This is a genomic window from Microcella sp., assembly GCF_051860105.1.
Taxonomy (GTDB): Bacteria; Actinomycetota; Actinomycetes; order Actinomycetales; family Microbacteriaceae; genus Microcella.
This window is the reverse complement of the sequence record NZ_JBHYEO010000022.1, coordinates 20,099-35,411: the sequence shown is the minus strand read 5'-3', so window position 1 is coordinate 35,411 and position 15,313 is coordinate 20,099. Positions and strand designations below refer to the sequence as shown.

Here is a 15,313-nt window from a genome sequence, read left to right as displayed (position 1 = left end):
CGGCAAGGTTCCTCCCATCAGCAGATTGAACAACCTGCCTGGGCACTACAGCTAGTTCTGCGGGAAGCCCAGGTTGATGCCGCCGTGGCTCGGGTCGAGCCAGCGCGAGGTGATCGCCTTCTCGCGCGTGAAGAACGGGATCGCCTGCGTGCCGTAGGCCTTGGCGTCGCCGAACAGCGAGTTCTTCCAGCCGCCGAACGAGTAGTAGCCGACGGGAACGGGGATCGGCACGTTGATGCCGACCATGCCCACGGTCACCTCGTTCTGGAAGCGGCGCGCAGCGCCGCCATCGTTCGTGAAGATCGCCGTGCCGTTGCCGTACTGCGAGCTGTTGATGAGTGCGAGGCCCTCGTCGTAGGTCTTGACGCGCACGACCGAGAGCACGGGGCCGAAGATCTCTTCGGTGTAGACCTTCGAGCTTGTCGGCACCTTGTCGATGAGGGTCGGGCCGAGCCAGAAGCCGTTGGCGTCGCCGTCGACCTCGATGCCGCGGCCGTCGACGACGATCGAGGCGCCGTCCTGCTCGGCGACCTCGAGGTAGCTCGCCACCTTGTCGCGGTGCTCGCGCGTGATGAGCGGGCCCATGTCGCAGTTGCGCGTGCCGTCGCCGACCTTCAGGCCGCTCATGCGCGCCTGGATCTTCTCGATGAGTGCGTCGGCCACCGGCTCGACGGCCACGACGACCGAGATGGCCATGCAGCGCTCGCCGGCCGAGCCGAAGCCCGCGTTGACGGCGGAGTCGGCCACGAGGTCGAGGTCGGCGTCGGGCAGCACGAGCATGTGGTTCTTCGCGCCGCCCAGGGCCTGCACGCGCTTGCCGTGCTTCGAGGCGGTCTCGTAGATGTACTTCGCGATCGGGGTCGAGCCCACGAACGAGATGCTCGCCACGTCGGGGTGCTCGAGCAGAGCATCCACGCTCTCCTTATCGCCGTTGACGACGTTGAAGACGCCGTCGGGCAGTCCCGACTCCTTGAACAGCTGCGCCATCCAGATCGCGGCGCTCGGGTCTTTCTCCGAGGGCTTCAGCACGACGGTGTTGCCGGCCGCGATCGCGAGCGGGAAGAACCACAGCGGCACCATGGCCGGGAAGTTGAAGGGGCTGATGATGCCCACGACGCCGAGCGCCTGCTTGATCGAGTAGACGTCGACGCCGGTCGAGACGTTCTCGCTGAACTCGCCCTTCATGAGCTGGGGGATGCTGCACGCGAGCTCGACGACCTCGAGGCCGCGCGCGATCTCGCCGCCGGCGTCGCTCAGCACCTTGCCGTGCTCGTTGGTGAGAATCGCGGCGAGCTCGTCCTTGCGCGCGTTGAGGCCCTCCCGGAACGCGAACATGATCTGCTGCCGCTTGGCGATCGAGGTGTTCGACCAGCCCGGGAACGCGGCCTTCGCGGCCTGCACGGCGTGGTCGACGTCGGCGGTGGTCGCGAGCGCGACCTGGCGCTGCGCCTCGCCCGTGGCGGGGTTGTAGACGGGGGCGGTGCGGGTGGATGCCCCGGCGAACTCCGCGCCGTTCACCCAGTGCTTGACGACCGACATGTGTGCTCCTTCGTTGGACGAGTCGTGCCCAGTCTGCGCCCCCGATCATCTGCGATCAAGCACCATCGGCGCACAGGTCATGTGCAGAAACGCACAAGCCGGTTCGGGATGCTCGCGCGCGCTCAGCGCGGAGGAAGCAGCTCGTCCCGCCGGTCGGCGACCTCGCGGCGCAGGGCATCCCGCACGATCGCCACGGCATCCACCGCGGGGCTGTCGGGCCGTGTCGAGAGCATGAACGGCAGCCGCACGTCGACGGCCCGCGGCAGCACGGGCTCGAGCCCCGGCGCGCCCTCGCCCATGAAGGCGTGCAGCAGTCCGATGCCCGCTCCGGCCCGGGTGGCCTCTGCTTGCGCGAACACGTTCGTCGAGCCGAACCCGAGCCGCATGCCCTCGAGCCCGAGCGTTGCGAGGTCGAGCTCGCGCACGGTGAGCAGGGCATCCACGTAGAAGACCAGGTCGTGGCCCTCGAGGTCGGCGGGCGTACGAATGGCGGGCCGCGCGGCCAGGTAGCTCGGCGCCGCGTAGAGCCGCAGCGCGTACTCGGTGAGCAGCTCGGCCGTGACGCGCGACCCGGCGGGCGACCCGACCGTGACGGCGAGGTCGAAGCCCGAGCCGCGCAGGCTCAACGGGCGGGTCGAGGTCACGAGCTCGAGAGCGATTCCGGGATGCTCGACGCGCACCCGCGCGAGCGCTGGCGCCGCGAACAGCGAGCCGAAGCCCTCGGGCGCGGCGACGCGCACGGTGCCCCGCACGGCGTCAGAACCGGATGCTGCCGCCACCACCTGCTCGACGAGCCCCTCGAGCGGTGCCGCGCGCTCGACCACATCGCGGCCGATCGCCGTGAGCTGCCAGCCATCGGCGCCGCGGTCGAGCAGTCGCGCGCCCAGGGCTGCCTCGAGGCGGTCGAGTCGACGGCGCACGGTCGTGTGGTCGACGCCGAGCAGGGCCGCGGCCGAGACGAGCCGACCGACGCGCGCGACCGCGAGCAGGTAGCGCAGGTCGTCGGCGCTCACCTCGTGCGGGTCGGGGCCGGAGCTCATGCGCCCAGCGTAGGCCGCCCGCTCGCGTCACCAATCACGGAGTCTTGCCGCTTCGACACCCGCACAGCTCTATGCGCAGGCCGCAATGCGGCCGAAGTTCCTTGATGTGTGACACGGGCTGGCGTCGGAGGCGACTGGCACACTGGCCACCATGGACTTCGTGCTGCCCCTTGTGATCGGCCTGCTGATCGGCGCCGTGCTCGGTGCCCTGCTCGGGCTCGTGCTCGCCCGGCGCTCGTCAGCCGGCGACGACCCCGCGGTCATCGAGGCGCGGCATCAGACGGCGATCGCCGAGATCCGCGCCGAGGAGGCGCAGCACCGGGCGCAGCTCTCGACCGAGCTCGCCGCGCTGCAGGCGACCGCCGCCGGCCTGCGCGAGCAGATCGGTTCGGCGCAGGATCAGTACCGCGAGCTCGTCGAGCGCGTGCGCACCGAGCAGGCGGCGCAGGCCGAGCGCGAGCGCGCCGAGAGCAAGGTTCTGCAGCAGCTCGCCCCGGTGCAAGAGACCCTGCGCTCGATGCAGGCGAAGGTCACCGAGCTCGAGACGCAGCGCAGCCTGCAGCACGGCGAGCTGACCCAGCAGCTGAAGTCGGCGACCGAGGCGGAGGAGCGCCTGCGGGCGACCGCCGAGTCGCTCGCGGGCGCCCTGCGCAGCAACTCGACCCGCGGCGTCTGGGGCGAGACGCAACTGCGGCGCGTTGTCGAGGCCGCGGGCCTCATCGAGCGCGTCGACTTCGACGTGCAGTGGACGGTGAGCTCCGACGCCGGCGCGGGCCGCCCCGACATGGTCATCCATCTGCCGGGGGGCAAGCACATCCCCGTCGACGCGAAGGTGCCCTTCGACGCGTACCTTGCCGCGAGCCAGATCGCGATCACCGCGACGGGCGAGGAGGGCGACCGCCGAAAGCGCTTGCTGCTGGAGCACGTCAAGGCGGTGCGCGCCCACATCGACGCGCTGGGGTCGAAGGCCTACTGGGCGGGTCTCGGCACCTCGCCCGAGATGGTCATCGCATTCATCCCCAGCGAGTCGCTCGTGTCGTCGGCCATGGAGGCCGACCCCGCGATCATGGACTACGCGTTCTCGAAGCGCGTGGCCCTCGCCTCTCCCGTCACGCTCTGGTCGGTGCTCAAGACCGTCGCATTCTCGTGGCAGCAAGACGTGCTCACCGCCGATGCGCAGGTGCTGTTCGACCTCAGCCGCGAGCTGTACTCGCGCCTGTCGACCATGGCGGGCCACGTCGAGAAGCTCGGCCGCGCCATCGAGAGCACGATCAAGAACTACAACGGCTTCGTCGGCTCGCTCGAGCGGCAGGTGCTGCCCACGGCGCGCAAGCTGCAGAAGCTCGACGAATCGACCGTGCTCGGGCCGCTCGCCGCGATCGAAGACGCCCCGCGAGACCTGACCGCCATGGAGCTGGTCGCCGAGCTCGAGGCGGTCGAGCCCGCGCCCGAGCTCGAGTTCAGCACTCTCGACGCCGAGCCCGCACCGGAGTAGCCTGCCCGCCATGGTCGACTACATGTTCGCCTTCGGCGGCTTCGCCGCACCCGACATCGACGCGGCGCGAGCGTTCTACCGCGACACCCTCGGCCTCACCGTGAACGACGAGATGATGGGGCAGCTCTCGATCGACCTGCCCGGCGGTGGCTGGGTGCTCGTGTACCCCAAGCCCGACCACGTGCCCGCGACCTACACCGTGCTCAACCTCGAGGTCGCCAACATCGACGCCGCCGTCGACGAGCTCGTCGGGCTCGGCGTCGAGATGCTGCGGTACGAGGGCTTCGGCCAGGATGCGCGCGGCATCGCCCGCGGCATCGCCTCGCAGCAGGGCCCCGATATCGCATGGTTCACCGACCCGGCGGGCAACATCATCTCCGTGCTGCAGAACGCCGACTGAGGCGCCGCGGCGGTCGGGGGCGCGTCGGCTCTCGCGAGCATCCGGAGCCCCCGATATGATGAAGCACGTTTCACCATCGTCGGTGGCTCCGCCGGCGATCCACCCTCCGGCGAGAGATCAACGATGACCCAACGCCCCTGGAATCCCCACTACGCCGACGACGTGGCGCCCGACCTCGAGACGGTGCCCTTCGAGCATCTGCCCGCGATGATCCGGCACTCTGGCTCGGCCTACTCCGGCACGATCGCGTTCACGCAGTGCATGCCCAACGGCATGAACGGCTCGCTGACCTACGCGCAGGTCGACGCCCTGTCTGACGACTTCGCGGCCTATCTGCGCGAGGTCATCGGCCTCGAGCAGGGCGACCGCGTCGCCGTGCAGATGCCGAACTGCCTCGCCTACCCGGTCGTGGCCTTCGGTGTCATGAAAGCGGGCTGCGTGCTCGTCAACACCAACCCGCTCTACACCGCCACCGAGATGGTGCACCAGTTCTCCGACTCGGGCGCGAAGGCGCTCGTCGTGATCGACATGTTCGCCGACCGGCTGCCCGAGGTGCTGCCCAAGACCGGCATCGAGACCGTCGTCACCGTGCGCATCGCCGAGTTCTTCCCGCCCGTCATCGCGGGCGTCATCCGCATGGTGCAGAAGTTCTGGAACCGCTCGCTGCCCCCGATCACGGTCGAGCACACCGCATTCCCCGCGGCGCTCAGCGCCGGTCGGGCCGCGAAGTCGGCCGCCGCGCTCACCGGCTACCTCGACGGCGTGGGGGCCGACACGGTCGCCGCGCTGCAGTACACCGGCGGCACGACCGGCGTCTCGAAGGGCGCCATGCTCTCGCACGGCAACCTCGTGTCGAACACGCTGCAGATGATCCAGATGTGCGGCGGGTACATGCGCCCCGGTCTCGAGACCGTGCTCACGGCCCTGCCGCTCTACCACGTGTTCGCCTTCACGGTGAACCTGCTGGGCTTCTACCGCCTCGGCGCCCGCAACATCCTGGTGCCCTCGCCGCGACCCCCGAGCAACCTCAAGCGCGCGTTCGAGAACTACAAGATCACCTGGGTGACCGGCGTGAACACGCTCTTCAACGCGTTGCTCAACGAGCGCTGGTTCCTCGACAGCCCGCCGCGCCACCTGCGGGCCTCGGCCGCCGGAGGTATGGCGCTGTTCGAGTCGGTCGCCGCGCAGTGGAGCGAGGTCACGGGCACCCCGATCGTCGAGGGCTACGGACTCACCGAGACCTCGCCGGTGCTGAGCTTCAACCCCTTCGGCCCCAGCGCGAAGGCGGGCACCATCGGCATCCCGGTTCCGTCGACCGAGCTGCGCTGCATCGACGATGCCGGCAACGAGGTGGCGCCCGGCACCCCCGGCGAGATCGCCGCGAAGGGCCCGCAGGTCATGCTCGGCTACTGGCAGCGCCCCGACGACACGGCCGCCTCGATCGTCGACGGCTGGTTCCGCACCGGCGACGTCGCCGAGATGGACGCCGACGGCTTCTTCACGATCGTCGACCGCAAGAAAGACATGATCCTCGTGAGCGGCTTCAACGTGTACCCGAACGAGATCGAAGAGCGCATCGCCGAGCTGCCGGGCGTGCTCGAGGTCGGCGTGGTCGGAATCCCCGACGAGAAGTCGGGCGAGGCCGTGCGGGCCTACATCGTCGCCACGGCGACGCCTCCCACCGAGGCGGCCGTGCTCGCCCACTGCCGCGAGACCCTCGCCGCCTACAAGGTGCCGAAGTCGGTGCGGTTCGTCGACGAGCTGCCGAAGAGCCCGATCGGCAAGATCCTGCGGCGCGAGCTGCGGGCCGAGGCCGTCTCCTCGGCCACCGCGAGTATCGAGACCCAGGGAAGGGAGCTGTCGTGATCACGCCGGCCATCATCGCCACTCAGGCGGTCGTCAACGAGCAGGACGTCGTCACGCCCTTCGAGCAGAACCTGCTCGTCGGCCTCGTGTTCGTCATCATGTTCGGCCTCGGAGCCGGACTCACGCCGCGCGACTTCAAGCTCGCCCTCAAGCGGCCATCGGGGCTCATCATCGGCTTCGTCACGCAGTTCGGCATCATGCCCGTGCTGGCGTACGTACTGTGCCTCGTGTTCCTGTTCCAGCTCGCACCCGAGGTCGCCGTTCCGCTGTCGATCGGCGCCCTGCTCATGGGCGCGGTGCCCGCGGGAACGACGTCGAACATGTTCACGTACTTCTCGAAGGGCAACCTCGCGCTGAGCGTCATGATGACGACGAACTCGACCCTCTGGGCGATCATCATGACGCCGCTCGCGCTCGCGATCTTCGGCGGCCTGCTCTTCGCCGGCGAGAGCTCCGAGTTCCAGATTCCCATCACGAACATCGTCGTGACGCTCGCGGTGCTGCTCATCCCGGTCGTGCTCGGCATGCTCATCCGCCGCTACAGCGCCAACATCGGGGCCGTGCTCGAGCTGATGGGCGGCTTCTTCGGGCTGTTCTTCATCGTGTTCCTCGTGGCGACGTGGGTTCCGCGCAACTGGGCGCTGCTCACGTCGACGGCGTGGCAGACCTACGTCGTGGCGATCGGGCTCGGACTCTTCGGCATCGTGATCGCCTACGGCATCTCGCGCGCGATCCGGCTGCACCCCGCGAACGCTCGCACGATCGCACTCGAGACGGGCATCCAGAACGGCCCACTCGCGATCGCGATCATCCTGCTCACCTTCAGCGGCAACCCCGACATCGGGCTGATCCTCATCGTGCCGGCGCTCTACTCGCTCTTCATCGTGCTCCTCGCGACCGTCGTCACGTTCGTCTTCCGTCGCGCGAACACGGCGGCCGAGCAGAAGATCCCCAACCTGCTGTAGCAGCACTCGACGACGGGGGCAGGGCCGCGAGGCACTGCCCCCGTCGTCGTTCGCGGCGACGCCTCGCCCACGGGCGCTGCCCTGTGCTTGCTCTACGCCTCGCCCACGGGCGCTGCGAACTGCGCCTCGTAGAGCCGGGCGTAGGCGCCGTCGGCGGCGAGCAGCTGGTCGTGCGTGCCTTGCTCGACGATGCGGCCCGCCTCCATGACGAGGATCAGGTCGGCGTCGCGGATCGTCGAGAGGCGGTGCGCGATGACGAAGCTCGTGCGGTCGCGGCGGAGTGCCGCCATGGCGTGCTGCACCAGCACCTCGGTGCGGGTGTCGACCGAGCTGGTGGCCTCGTCGAGAATGAGCACGCTCGGGCGGGCGAGGAAGGCGCGCGCGATCGTTAGTAGCTGCTTCTCGCCCGCGCTGACGTTCTCGCCGTCGTCGTCGAGCACGGTGTCGTAGCCGTCGGGCAGCGCCCCGACGAACCGGTCGACGTAGGTGGCGCGGGCCGCGTCGAGGATGTCCTCCTCGGTCGCATCCGGTCGGCCGTAGGCGATGTTGTCGCGAATGGTGCCGCCGAACAGCCAGGTGTCTTGCAGCACCATGCCCATGCGCGAACGCAGATCGTCGCGCGTCATCGCGGCGATGTCGACTCCATCGAGCGTGATGCGCCCGCCGTCGAGCTCGTAGAACCGCATCATGAGGTTGACAAGCGTCGTCTTGCCCGCGCCCGTCGGGCCGACGATCGCGATGGTCTGCCCGGGCTCGGCTACGAGCGACAGCCCGTCGATAAGCGGCACGTCGGGGTCGTACCGGAACGACACCTCCTCGAACACCAGTCGACCCGTGGTGGCATCGGGGGTCGCCGCCGGCGAGGGGTCGGGGGTCTGCTCGGGCGCATCCATCAGTTCGAAGACGCGCTCGGCGCTCGCGACGCCCGACTGCAGCAGGTTCGCCATCGAGCCGAGCTGGCTGAGCGGCTGCGTGAACTGCCGCGAGTACTGGATGAAGGCCTGCACGCCACCGATCGTCATGGCGCCCGTCGTGACGAGCAGTCCGCCGACGACGGCGATCGCGACGTAGACGAGGTTTCCGACGAACATGATCGCGGGCATGATGATGCCGCTGACGAACTGCGCGCCGAAGCTCGCCGTGAACAGCTGCTCGTTCTTCTCCAAGAACCGCTGCTCGACCTCGCGCTGCCGGCCGAAGACCTTGACCAGAGCATGACCGGTGAACGTCTCCTCGATCTGCGCGTTGAGCTCGCCCGTGTGCGCCCACTGCGCCACGAAGAGCTTCTGCGAGCGCTTCGCGATGACGGCCGTGATCGCGAGCGTGAGCGGCACCGTGATGAGCGAGACGAGGGCGAGGATGGGCGAGATCACGAACATCATGACGATGACGCCGATGACGGTGAGCAGCGAGGTCAGCAACTGGCTCAGCGTCTGCTGCAGGCTCTGCGAGATGTTGTCGACGTCGTTGGTGACGCGGCTCAGCACCTCGCCGCGCTGCACCCGGTCGAAGTAGGTCAGCGGCAGGCTGTTGAGCTTGCCCTGCACCTCTTCGCGCAGGCGGTAGACCGTGCGCTGCGTGACGCCGTTGAGCAGGTAGGCCTGCAGCCACGAGAACACCGACGAGAAGACGTAGACGAGCAGCACGACACCGAGCAGCGCCTGGAGCGCCGCGAAGTCGATGCCCGCGCCGTCGCCCGCCTGACCCGCGCCGTCACCGTTGCCGAACACCCCGTCGACGATGATGTTGGTCGCCATGCCGAGCAGCGCGGGGCCCACGACGCTCAGCAGCACGCTGATCACGCCGAGCACGATGACCGTGATGACGAGCGCGCGCTCGGGGGCGAGGCGGCCGATGAGCCGCTTCGCCGAGGGGCCGAAGGTCATCGCCTTCTCGGCGGGCATGCCGATGCCGCCGCCCATGGGGCCGGCCATGGGGCCGCGGCGCACTCCTCCGGGAGGGCCGACCGGTCGTGCGGGTGCCGTGCTCATGCGCTCGCCTCCGCTCGCAGCTGGCTGTTGACGATCTCGGCGTAGGTCTCGTTGCCCGCGAGCAGCTCGGCGTGCGTGCCGCGGCCCACGACCCGACCCTGGTCGAGCACGATGATCTGGTCGGCGTCTTGCACCGTCGCCACGCGCTGGGCGACGACGATAAGGGTGGCGTCGGCGACCTCGCGGCGCAGCGCGGCTCGTAGCCGGGCATCCGTCGCCGTGTCGAGGGCCGAGAACGAGTCGTCGAACACGTAGATCTCAGGTTGCTTCACGAGCGCACGCGCGATCGCAAGGCGCTGACGCTGCCCGCCCGACACGGTCGTGCCGCCCTGCGCTACGCCCGCGTCGAGCTGCTCGGGCATCGCGCGCACGAAGTCGGCGGCCTGCGCGATCTCGAGCGCCGCCCACAGCTCGGCATCGGTCGCGTCGGGCTTGCCGAAGCGCAGGTTGCTCGCGACGGTTCCCGAGAAGAGGAAGGGGCGCTGCGGCACGAGTCCGATGCGGCTCCACAGCAGGTCGGCGTCGAGCTCGCGCACGTCGACGCCGTCGACGAGCACCGCACCGCCCGTCGCATCGAAGAGTCGCGGCAGCAGGCTGATGAGCGTGGTCTTGCCCGAGCCCGTGCTGCCGATGATGGCTGTCATGCGCCCGCGCTCGGCCACGAGATTCACCCCGTCGAGCACCGGATGCTCCGCCCCCGGGTAGGCGAATGTCACGTCGCGCAGCTCGACCCGGCCGCTCGCCTCGAGCGTCGTGACCGGGTTCGCCGGCAGAACGACCGAGGAGGGCGTCTGCAGCACCTCGCCGATGCGGTCGGCCGAGACGGCCGCCCGCGGCAGCAGCACGGCGATGAACGTGGCCATGAGCACGGCCATCAAGATCTGGATGAGGTAGGTGAGGAAGGCCGTGAGCGCGCCGACCTGCATGAGCCCCGATTCGATGCGATACGAGCCGAACCACAGCACGGCGACGCTCGACGCGTTGAGCACGAGCAGCACGATCGGGAACATGAGGGCGAACAGGCGGCCCGCGCGCAAGGCCGTGTCGGTCAGGGCGGCGTTCGCGTCGGCGAAGCGATCGACCTCCTGGCGCTCGCGCACGAAGGCGCGCACGACGCGCATGCCCGAGAGCTGCTCGCGCAGCACGCGGTTGACGGTGTCGATGCGCTCTTGCATGACGCGGAACAGCGGCACCGTGCGCACGATGATGGCGCTCACCGCGATGAGCAGCACGGGGATCGCGACGGCCATGATGAGCGAGAGCTCGAGGTCTTGCTGCAGCGCCATGATGACGCCGCCGATGGCGAGAATGGGCGCACTCACGAGCATCGTGCTCGTCATGAGCACGAGCATCTGCACCTGCTGCACGTCGTTCGTCGTGCGCGTGATGAGCGAGGGGGCGCCGAAGCCGCTGACCTCGCGCTCCGAGAAGGTGCCGACGTGGGCGAACACCGCGCCGCGCAGGTCGCGCCCGAGCGCCATGGCCACGCGCGCGCCGAAGTAGACAGCGGTGATGGCGCACGCGATCTGCACGAGCGTGATGGCGAGCATCCCCCCGCCGACCATGAGGATGTAGCCCGTGTCGCCCGTGGCGATGCCGCGGTCGATGATCGCCGCGTTGAGCGCGGGCAGGAAGAGCGAGGCGACGGCTTGAGCGAGCTGGAAGACGACGACACCCGCGATGAGCAGCCCGTAGGGCTTCAAGTACCGCCGGAGGATGAATGCAAGCATGGCCTGCCCATTCTTCACCCGTGCGGGCTGTGCGCCCGCCGCGAGCGTGCCGCTCTCAGCGAACGGCGCCCCGGATGCTGTCCAAGAAAGTCGTGATGCGGCCAGTGAGGTGTAGCCGAATGCCTGATGCGGCCTGGATTCGAAGACAGCACTGAATCCAGGCCGCATAAGCATCTCCTACAGTCCCGTCATCTGGTCACCGAGTAGAGCGCTGCTGCGGATTGCTGCGGTAGCCCTGAATCGGAACCGCACATTGCTCAGTCCAAGTCGACTTCGATGACGGCGTACTGTGCGTCGAGAACGATGTCGGCGCGCACCTCACCGCGGATGTCTACCTGGTAGGCGCCTCCGTCATCGTCGGTGAGAGCAATCTCGTGTGCCCGGCCGCCGACCTCGCTGAGAGCAGCCTCAATCGCCCGCGCAATGCCGTCGCCGTCGAGGGAGCCGACTCGGACGTCGTTGGAACGCTCGGGGATTCCCACGACTGCGTCGCCGAGGTCGGCACCGAGTCGCACGTCGACTTCGCTGCCGTCTTGACGGAGCACCTCGGCGCTCCACCCATCGCGCGTGCGCTCGAGCTCAACGAGCGTGCCGCCGCCAGCAGCGTCAACCGCCGCGTCGCGGGCGGACTCGAACTGCTCGACGGTGGCGGTCTCGGAAGCGTTGTTGGCCTGAGAGCCGTCACTCGACCCGGGCGAGGCCTCCGACGTCAGAGCGCCGCCGGTCTGCACAGTCGAGATGCGATCGTCGTCGTCCTCAAGGGCGTCAACAGTGACTGCCGTGACGCCGGCGGTGAGGGCGACGAGCCCGAGCGAGGCGGCAGCGATACCGCCAGTAATTGCCGTGCGGCGACGGCGCCAAGCAGGAGGATCTTGATGAGAGCGGTCACCCGGAACGGCGGTCGAGTTAGCAGGGGGCGGAGGAGGTGTCATTTCGGTCATAAGACAACTGTGCCGGGAAGGCACTGAAGCGGCGCTGAAGCATCCTGAAGTCGCCTTCAGGGCGCAAGCGACACCATCTTCTGTTGTGGCTGGTAAGGACGCGCACGGCCTCACGCGATGCGTGATTAGTCACTCGACAGCGGAAGGCGAATCTCAATCCGCGCACCGCCAAGCAAGGAATCGAGCACGCGTACGTCGCCTTCGTGGGCGGCTGCCATTCCGGCGACGATCGCAAGGCCGAGACCCGACCCACCGGCGTCGCGCGACCGGGCCTCGTCGAGGCGGTGGAAGCGCTCAAGCACGTGCCGCCGCTCCTCCTCCGGAATTCCGGGTCCATCGTCGTCCACAGCTATGACGGCCTTCTCGCCGTCGATGAATGTTGACAGGGCGATTCGTGTGCGTGCGTGTCGACGGGCGTTCTCCGACAGGTTGCGCAGTGCTCGCGCCATAGCGGGTGCGTCCGCGGTTGTGCGCACCGCGCTCACGCCCTTCACGTCGATCGAGAGGGAACAAAGAGTTCGCAACCTGGACGCCTCGGCGAGCGCGAGATCGTCCAGATCGACCGGACCCCGCGGCATGCTGCTCTCCTCCGCCCGGGCGAGAGACAGCATCGAGTCAACCAGCTCAGCCATGCGGCCGCTCTCAGCCCCCACAACATCCGCCAGAGTCGACAAATCGGTAGCAGTGGGGTGGTGCTGCGCAAGCTCGGCGTGCTGAACGAGCGATGCGATCGGCGACCGAAGCTCGTGGGAGGCATCGGAAAGAAACCGGCGCTGGGCGGACTGCGCCTCGTCGAGTCTTTCGAGCATACGGTTCATGGTCTTTGCCAGCTCAGCCACTTCGTCGCCCGTCGCCGGCACGTCGACACGCCGGTTGAGCTGGGCGGAACTGATCGCGTCGACATCTCGGCGAATGCGTTCGACGGGGCGCAGGGCGCGGCCGACCACAAGCCAGACGATGAGCGCGATGCCTGCGGTGAGAATAGGGAGGAGCAGTGCAAGAAGTGCCGCCACGGTCGTGGTTGCCTCCGAAACGGCGTCGAGCTCGCGCGCGACGACGACGACGTACTCCACGTCGCCTAGCTCGGTTTCGGCGCTCGCGGTGATGACCTGGCCTTCCTCAGTGTCAGCCCTCCCCTCACGCGGCAACGGGGCGAGCGCGTCGTCATCGGAAGAAGCCACGACAGCGCCATCGAGCTGCAATTGCACAATTTCTTCCTCACGATCCTCCACCACGCACTCGGCGGAGATCACGCCGTCGTCGATGGACTCAGCGAGTTGCTCCGCCTGCTGCTCGGCGGTAGTCGCCTCGCTCGACGTGAGTGTCGCGGTCAGCACGCTCACGAAGACAACGCCGATAATCGAAAGACCGACAAGCACGGCTGCGGCGGTGGCGGTCGTGATACGCGCGCGGACACCACGGCGACCTCGCCTAACCGCCATCGGGTGCCAGACGGTAGCCCGCGCCGCGCACTGTGGAGATAGCGTTCCTTCCGAACGGGCGGTCGATCTTTGATCGGAGATGACCGATGTACACCTCGACGATGTTCTGATTGCCGTCAAAGTCCGCGTCCCACACCCCGTCGATAACCTCGCGCTTGCTCAGCACGGTGCCGGCGCGTCGAGCGAGGAACTCGAACACGGCGTACTCGCGCGCTGTGAGCGAGATTCTCTGCGCACCCCGATACACCGTGCGCGCCGCCGGGTCGACGCGCAGGTCACCCAGCTCGATAACGACGGGCCGCTCTCGCGCGCCGCGACGGACAAGAGCGCGGATGCGCGCGACAAGGACGGCGAAGTGGACGGGCTTAACCACGTAGTCATCCGCACCGGTGTCGAGCCCCTCCACCTGATCCCACTCGCCGTCTTTCGCCGTCAGCATGAGCACAGGCGTCCAGTCGCCCTCGTCGCGCAATGCGCGGCACACGCGGTAGCCGCTCATCCCCGGCATCATGATGTCGAGCAGGATGGCGTCGTACCGGTGCTCTCGCGCGTACCAGAGGCCATCGACTCCGTCATGGGCGACGTCGACGGCAAAGCCCTCCGCCTCGAGGCCGCGCCGCAGACCGTCGGCGAACCGAACTTCGTCGTCGACGATGAGCACGCGCATTTCACTAGTGTGGTTGCACTGTCCTGAAGGACCGCTGAAGCGAGCCGAAAGCAACGGTGTCACAGTCCGGCCATTGCTGGTCGAGTGCGAAAAAGCAGACCTCCGAGCCGAGAAGCTCGCACCTCAACACATGGCGTCGGTGATGATGATCGACGCCCAACGACCGGGACGACCGCAATGACCTGACGCTCGAGGCTGTTTTCCCCACAGCGCCGGCGTTGAAGCTCGCGTCACCGGGTGCTGCGGCCGGGATCAGTCGGCAGCGCTCACCCCCGTGGCGCTCAGGCGTCGAGCCACTTGTTCTCGAGGTGGTCGGCCGTCACCCGGCGGATCGTGCCCGACCGCGAGCGCAGCACGATCGACTCGGTCGTGATGATGCCGCGCTCGCGCCGCACGCCACGCACGAGCTCGCCGTCGGTCACCCCGGTGGCGACGAAGAAGGTGTTGTCGCTGCGCACGAGCTCGTCGGCCTCGTAGACGTGGTCGAACTTGAGGCCAGCGGCGGCGCCGCGCGCGCGCTCCTCGTCGCTGCCGGGGGCGAGGCGGCCCTGGATGAAGCCGCCGAGCGCCTTGACCGCGCACGCCGTCGCGACGCCCTCGGGGCTGCCGCCGGTGCCCACGCACAGGTCGATGCGCGAGTCGTGCCGGGCCGCGTTGATGCCGCCGGCGACGTCGCCGTCGAGGATCAGCCGCGTGCCCGCGCCCGTGGCGCGGATCTCGGCGATGAGCCCCTCGTGGCGCGGTCGGTCGAGCACGGCGACGCGCATCTCGTCGATCGGCTTCTTCTTGACCGCGGCGAGCGCGCGGATGTTCTCGGCGATCGACTGGCGGATATCGAGCACCCCGATGCCCTCCCACCCGGCGACGAGCTTCTCCATGTAGAACACGCTCGAGGCGTCGAGCATCGTGCCACGGTCGGCGACGGCGATCATCGAGATCGCGTGGCTGCGGCCTGCCGCCGTGAGGGAGGTGCCGTCGATGGGGTCGACGGCGATGTCGCACGCCGGGCCCTGGCCGTTCCCGACCACCTCACCGTTGAAGAGCATCGGTGCGTTGTCCTTCTCCCCCTCGCCGATGACGACGAGGCCGCTGAAGTTGACGGTGCCCAGGAACTTGCGCATCGCATCCACCGCCGCCCCGTCGGCCGCGAGCTTGTCGCCCTTGCCGATGAACGGCGCCGAGCGGATGGCGGCCGCCTCGGTGGCGCGCACGAGCTCCATCGCGAGGTTGCGGTCGG

At 68.6% G+C, this 15,313-nt stretch carries 12 protein-coding genes; 4 read left to right on the top strand and 8 right to left on the bottom strand.

Features of this window, described 5'->3' with window-relative positions:
* Positions 1–51: 51 nt before the first annotated feature.
* Both ACTIE9_RS11080 and ACTIE9_RS11075 read right to left on the bottom strand, forming a co-directional pair.
* Positions 52–1,539, bottom strand: coding sequence for a CoA-acylating methylmalonate-semialdehyde dehydrogenase (locus tag ACTIE9_RS11080; RefSeq protein ID WP_439565632.1), 1,488 nt, complete (start codon positions 1,537–1,539; stop codon positions 52–54).
* 122 nt (positions 1,540–1,661) lie between these two features.
* On the bottom strand, positions 1,662–2,579 hold the full coding sequence (locus ACTIE9_RS11075) for a LysR family transcriptional regulator (protein ID WP_439565631.1): 918 nt from the start codon (positions 2,577–2,579) through the stop codon (positions 1,662–1,664).
* Positions 2,580–2,730: 151 nt separating this feature from the next.
* Between ACTIE9_RS11075 and rmuC the strand changes: the two genes are divergently transcribed.
* The 4 genes from rmuC (at position 2,731) to ACTIE9_RS11055 (ending at position 7,305) form a co-directional block, all read left to right on the top strand.
* Complete coding sequence (rmuC, locus tag ACTIE9_RS11070; RefSeq protein ID WP_439565630.1) at positions 2,731–4,074, top strand: DNA recombination protein RmuC; 1,344 nt, start codon at positions 2,731–2,733, stop codon at positions 4,072–4,074.
* A 10-nt stretch (positions 4,075–4,084) separates the two neighbouring features.
* The gene (locus tag ACTIE9_RS11065) at positions 4,085–4,474 is read left to right on the top strand and encodes a VOC family protein (protein WP_439565629.1); all 390 of its coding nucleotides are present in this window, start codon (positions 4,085–4,087) and stop codon (positions 4,472–4,474) included.
* A 123-nt stretch (positions 4,475–4,597) separates the two neighbouring features.
* Entirely contained in the window at positions 4,598–6,340 is a 1,743-nt protein-coding gene (locus ACTIE9_RS11060) for an AMP-binding protein (RefSeq protein WP_439565628.1), read from the top strand.
* Positions 6,337–7,305: a bile acid:sodium symporter family protein gene (locus ACTIE9_RS11055; RefSeq protein WP_439565627.1), complete on the top strand. Its 969-nt coding sequence runs from the start codon at positions 6,337–6,339 to the stop codon at positions 7,303–7,305. The genes ACTIE9_RS11060 and ACTIE9_RS11055 overlap by 4 nt, the downstream gene beginning before the upstream one ends.
* A gap of 92 nt (positions 7,306–7,397) precedes the next feature.
* Here ACTIE9_RS11055 and ACTIE9_RS11050 read toward each other — a convergent pair whose 3' ends face one another.
* The 6 genes from ACTIE9_RS11050 to glpX form a co-directional block, all read right to left on the bottom strand.
* A complete protein-coding gene (locus ACTIE9_RS11050) occupies positions 7,398–9,296 on the bottom strand; it encodes an ABC transporter ATP-binding protein (protein ID WP_439565626.1) in 1,899 nt (632 codons plus the stop codon).
* Complete coding sequence (locus ACTIE9_RS11045; RefSeq protein ID WP_439565625.1) at positions 9,293–11,026, bottom strand: ABC transporter ATP-binding protein; 1,734 nt, start codon at positions 11,024–11,026, stop codon at positions 9,293–9,295. Before ACTIE9_RS11045 ends, ACTIE9_RS11050 begins: the two co-directional genes overlap by 4 nt.
* Positions 11,027–11,283: 257 nt before the next feature.
* The gene (locus ACTIE9_RS11040; protein WP_439565624.1) at positions 11,284–11,967 is read right to left on the bottom strand and encodes a hypothetical protein; all 684 of its coding nucleotides are present in this window, start codon (positions 11,965–11,967) and stop codon (positions 11,284–11,286) included.
* A 125-nt stretch (positions 11,968–12,092) separates the two neighbouring features.
* Positions 12,093–13,310 (bottom strand): sensor histidine kinase, encoded by a 1,218-nt coding sequence (locus tag ACTIE9_RS11035; RefSeq protein ID WP_439565623.1) that lies wholly within the window; start codon positions 13,308–13,310, stop codon positions 12,093–12,095.
* Between the two features lie 88 nt (positions 13,311–13,398).
* Positions 13,399–14,076 carry a response regulator transcription factor gene (locus tag ACTIE9_RS11030; RefSeq protein WP_439565622.1) on the bottom strand — a complete coding sequence of 226 codons (678 nt, stop codon included), beginning with the start codon at positions 14,074–14,076 and terminating at the stop codon, positions 13,399–13,401.
* Positions 14,077–14,357: 281 nt separating this feature from the next.
* Positions 14,358–15,296 carry a class II fructose-bisphosphatase gene (gene glpX, locus ACTIE9_RS11025; protein ID WP_439565635.1) on the bottom strand — a complete coding sequence of 313 codons (939 nt, stop codon included), beginning with the start codon at positions 15,294–15,296 and terminating at the stop codon, positions 14,358–14,360.
* Positions 15,297–15,313: the final 17 nt, after the last annotated feature.

Excerpts from the sequence above, each read along its gene's own strand:
- ACTIE9_RS11040 (WP_439565624.1), bottom strand. The coding sequence starts at position 11,967 with ATGACCGAAATGACACCTCCTCCGCCCCCTGCTAACTCGACCGCCGTT.
- ACTIE9_RS11060 (WP_439565628.1), top strand. The coding sequence starts at position 4,598 with ATGACCCAACGCCCCTGGAATCCCCACTACGCCGACGACGTGGCGCCC.
- ACTIE9_RS11080 (WP_439565632.1), bottom strand. The coding sequence starts at position 1,539 with ATGTCGGTCGTCAAGCACTGGGTGAACGGCGCGGAGTTCGCCGGGGCA.
- ACTIE9_RS11045 (WP_439565625.1), bottom strand. The coding sequence starts at position 11,026 with ATGCTTGCATTCATCCTCCGGCGGTACTTGAAGCCCTACGGGCTGCTC.
- rmuC (WP_439565630.1), top strand. The coding sequence starts at position 2,731 with ATGGACTTCGTGCTGCCCCTTGTGATCGGCCTGCTGATCGGCGCCGTG.
- ACTIE9_RS11065 (WP_439565629.1), top strand. The coding sequence starts at position 4,085 with ATGGTCGACTACATGTTCGCCTTCGGCGGCTTCGCCGCACCCGACATC.
- ACTIE9_RS11050 (WP_439565626.1), bottom strand. The coding sequence starts at position 9,296 with ATGAGCACGGCACCCGCACGACCGGTCGGCCCTCCCGGAGGAGTGCGC.
- ACTIE9_RS11030 (WP_439565622.1), bottom strand. The coding sequence starts at position 14,076 with ATGCGCGTGCTCATCGTCGACGACGAAGTTCGGTTCGCCGACGGTCTG.
- ACTIE9_RS11075 (WP_439565631.1), bottom strand. The coding sequence starts at position 2,579 with ATGAGCTCCGGCCCCGACCCGCACGAGGTGAGCGCCGACGACCTGCGC.
- glpX (WP_439565635.1), bottom strand. The coding sequence starts at position 15,296 with ATGGAGCTCGTGCGCGCCACCGAGGCGGCCGCCATCCGCTCGGCGCCG.